Source organism: Kosmotoga sp., from assembly GCF_982836095.1.
This window is the reverse complement of sequence record NZ_CEYIHJ010000011.1, coordinates 17404-21083: the sequence shown is the minus strand read 5'-3', so window position 1 is coordinate 21083 and position 3680 is coordinate 17404. Positions and strand designations below refer to the sequence as shown.

Annotated in this window: 3 protein-coding genes and 1 tRNA gene; 3 read left to right on the top strand and 1 reads right to left on the bottom strand. The window is 40.5% G+C overall.

The window, feature by feature from the left end; all coding sequences use genetic code 11:
- The 3 genes from AC3LHT_RS01785 to AC3LHT_RS01775 form a co-directional block, all read left to right on the top strand.
- The coding region (locus tag AC3LHT_RS01785) for an ABC transporter permease (RefSeq protein ID WP_488661782.1) at positions 1–820 on the top strand (820 nt) is incomplete at its 5' end.
- 97 nt (positions 821–917) lie between these two features.
- A tRNA-Thr gene (locus AC3LHT_RS01780) sits at positions 918–994 on the top strand.
- Between the two features lie 120 nt (positions 995–1114).
- A complete protein-coding gene (locus AC3LHT_RS01775; protein ID WP_290644630.1) occupies positions 1115–2878 on the top strand; it encodes a PAS domain-containing protein in 1764 nt (587 codons plus the stop codon).
- Here the strand turns inward: AC3LHT_RS01775 and AC3LHT_RS01770 are convergent.
- Positions 2879–3680: HAD family hydrolase (locus AC3LHT_RS01770; protein WP_488661781.1), on the bottom strand; the 802-nt coding region annotated here is incomplete at its 5' end.

Genomic DNA, 3680 nt, shown 5'->3' with positions numbered 1-3680 from the left:
CCTTGAGGGAATTATGCTGATGGGTGCCTTTGTTTCTATCGTTTTTACCCAAATAACTGGAAATCCATGGATAGGTGTGTTGGCCGCTGTAATTATTGGGCTTGGCTTTTCCTGGTTACACGCATGGGCAAGCATACGATGGTCAGCAAATCAAATTGTCAGCGCTACCGCTTTAATTATTATCGCCCAGGGTATAACTTCTTTTCTGATGAAGCCCTTTTTCGGTCATGAAGGACAAACGGACTTTATCGGTAAAGTCAGTGACCTGCATATTCCCTTTCTGGAAAAAATTCCTTTTGTCGGTGATATTTTTGGAGAATTGAGCCCCTTTGTTTATATTGCTCTTGCTCTTGTAGCAGTTAGTTGGTTTTTGATGTACAAAACACCATTAGGCTTGAGAATGAGGGCTGTTGGTGAAAACCCCGAGGCTGCTGACACGTTGGGAATAAACGTCTATAAAACCAGGTACTTTGGTGTGCTCATGAGCGGAGTGCTCGCAAGCCTTGGTGGAGCTTTCCTTTCTGTTGGTGAGCTTGGCAGATTCGTTGAAAACATGATTCATGGCAGAGGGTTCATAGCTTTGGCTGCCATGATTCTTGGTAATTGGAATCCCGCTGGCGCAATGTGGGCTGCCCTACTCTTTGGTGCAGCGGAAGCCATGAACCTTCAGCTACAGAGTAGCTCTATCGTTTCCGTTTCAGCGACCATTAAACCCCTGTTTAATATGCTCCCCTTTGTTGTTACGCTGATAGTTGTTGGTGGCTTCATTGGTAAAACAAGGGCACCTGCTGCAGACGGGGTACCCTACGAAAAAGAATAAGTGGAAAAGATCCTTAAAAATCCCCCATATTATGGGGGATTTTTCAATTTGCACTCCTTGAAAGATTATCTCCCTTATGGTATTATATTTTTGGCGTGCAGGCGTAGCTTCAATCGGTGGAGCGCCGCCTTGGTAAGGCGGAGGTTGTGAGTTCGAGTCTCATCGCCTGCTCCAAAGGCCTCGTTTTAGAGGCCTTTTATTTTGGAATTGCATTACCTTTATGTTAATATATTTAACAAGATCAGATAGTTCTTTTTGCTTCTTTTGAATTATGGAGGGGTCTTTTTGCTGGAAATGCTTTCACGCTATCGTGTAGTCCTTGTAGGAAGAGGACAGCGCGATGCTCGCCGTTTGATTGATGCTTTCTCCACGAAATTTGATGTTCGTTATACTGAAGAGATCGGCGATGATCTCTGGCTTTTTTCTGACCTCATTATCTTCGATTTCATCAATGAAAATCTCATTGAACGAGCAAGAAAAGAAAGCGCTAACTATCTCTTTCTCATAGGTAACGAAGCTGATGTGAAGAAGTACGGAATGAAAGATGAAGAATATGTACTCAAAGGGCCGGGCTACCTTCACTATCTCAGCAAAATCGTGTTTAACATGCTAAAGAACAGAAGATTACAGCAGGTGCTGCAATTTGAGAAAAACAAATACGATACGCTTGTCAACAACATGGGGTGTGGTATGTTACTTTTGCGGAAGGACGGAAAGATCATCTTCTCTAACAATGCTGCAAAATTGATTCTCGGGTTTTCCGAAAGTGAGCTCTTTCATATGAACTTGAAAGAAATCCTGGTTGAAGACGAAATCATCAATAAAATCCTTGGTGGATACAATATCAGTAATCAAAAATGCACTCTCATAAATGCCTTCTCGGACAGGAGAATAATAACATTAAACAGCACCGTGTCTTTGTATGAGGCTGAAAGAGTTATACAAATCACTTTTATGGATATCACCACACAAACCAAAAACGAAAAACTCATTGAATTTCAGTGGAATTTCCTTGACAATATCGAGGAGATCGCATTAGCAGTTAATTTAAAAGGTGATATCGTCTATCTCAATAAATATGCCGCAAAGAGTCACGGATATGAACTTCAGGAAATGCTCGGAACACCTGAGCAAAATTACGTAAAGCAGCATTCAAGATATTTGAAGAGCAAGAGCCGTGCTCTTCGCGAATCCGGAAGCTGGATCGGAAAAGAGATACATATTAAGAAGGACGGAAGCAATTTCATAGTAGAAGCCAGAAGAAAATTGTTGAAAACCGAAAAAGGAAATTTTGAACTCATGGTTGGCCGGGATGTCACTTCAAAGCATGAAATGGAGCGAAAGCTCAGGTTACATTCACTGCTTCTCAATAACGTAAGTGAAATTGTCATAGCCATCGATGGTTCATATCGGATAATGTATATGAACAAGACCGCTGAAGATTTTTTCCGCATTAGTTTGAGAAAAGCGTTCGGGAAAAGGATAGAAGAATTATCTTCAAAACTCTTTGAAAAACTCTCTGAAGGGATATTCCCATTATGCAATGAAACGGCTCCCAGTAAACTCGTCGAGATTGAAGAAGAACAGGGAACCAGAATTATGCTCCAATTCATATCCCGATGTGTCAAGGAAAAAGGAAGGGTAATAGGTTATGTAATTACCGGAAAGGACATCAGCGGCATATACTACATTCTTCCGAACTTGAAGAATAGAGTCGAGCTACTTGAAAAATTATTTGATCCAGCAGTTGCAACGGACCTCAAAGGTAGGATTCTTTATGCTAATTTGAGTTGGTTGGAAACCTTTGGAATAAACGATGTAAACAACATCTTGGGTATGAAACTGGTGCCTGATTTTCTGCAGTCTTCAGAAAAAGACCGAAATACTATAAATAAGCTCCTCGAAAGAGACGGATATGTGTATCTTAACGAAGTCTCGCTTACTGCGAAAGGAATCTCACTTAAAACCCCGGTGATAATTTTAAGACTCCGCGATAAAAAAGGTTATTTCATCGCAGATATTAGCATAATAATGAAAAGCAAGATAACTCGCCAATAATCACTTCATGAGTTTTACCAACTTCATTGCTACTTTTCCAAAACCCGCTTCATCATTTGTGGGGGCAATAACGTCTGCTGTTTTTTTTGCCATTGTTGTGGCATTAGCAACTGCCACTGAAAAGCCGACTTCTTCAAACAAAGGAATATCGTTGTCGTTGTCACCAAACGCAACAACATGTGCAGGATCAATATGCAAATTCTCGCACAAATACCTGAGTCCCACACCTTTGTGGATTCCTGCTGGAAGCAAATCAAGATATGTGGCAAAGGATCTGAAAACATTTAACTCTGGATATCTGAAAGAAAAATGCACACTCAATTTCTCTATCTGTCCAGGTTTATCTATGATCAAGAGTTTAGTAGGGGCGTTTTCGCTTATAAATTCAATGAATTTCTTTTCAACTCTGTATTCAACAGACGAATGTTTTGCATATTCTCGGGCCTTTTTACAATCGGAGGGAACAATAAGCTCATCATTGACATATGCGTGTATGTATAAGCCTTTTGATAAACTATATCTGATTATATCCACTGCTATTCTTGAGGGAATATTTTCGTTGAATATAATATCTCTTCCGTTCCAGACAACCGCACCGTTGTAGGCTATGATTGGATAAGTTCTTCTGAGCCTCAAAGACTGAAGCTTCATGACAGAACTCAACATTCGCCCACTTGCAAAAAATATCTCTATACCTGCCTCTTCAATGGCCTCTAAAGCACTAAGGTTCTCTGGTGGAATGTTTCCTTTAGTATCTATGAAAGTTCCGTCTATGTCTATGACAAAGGCTTCTATCATGTTC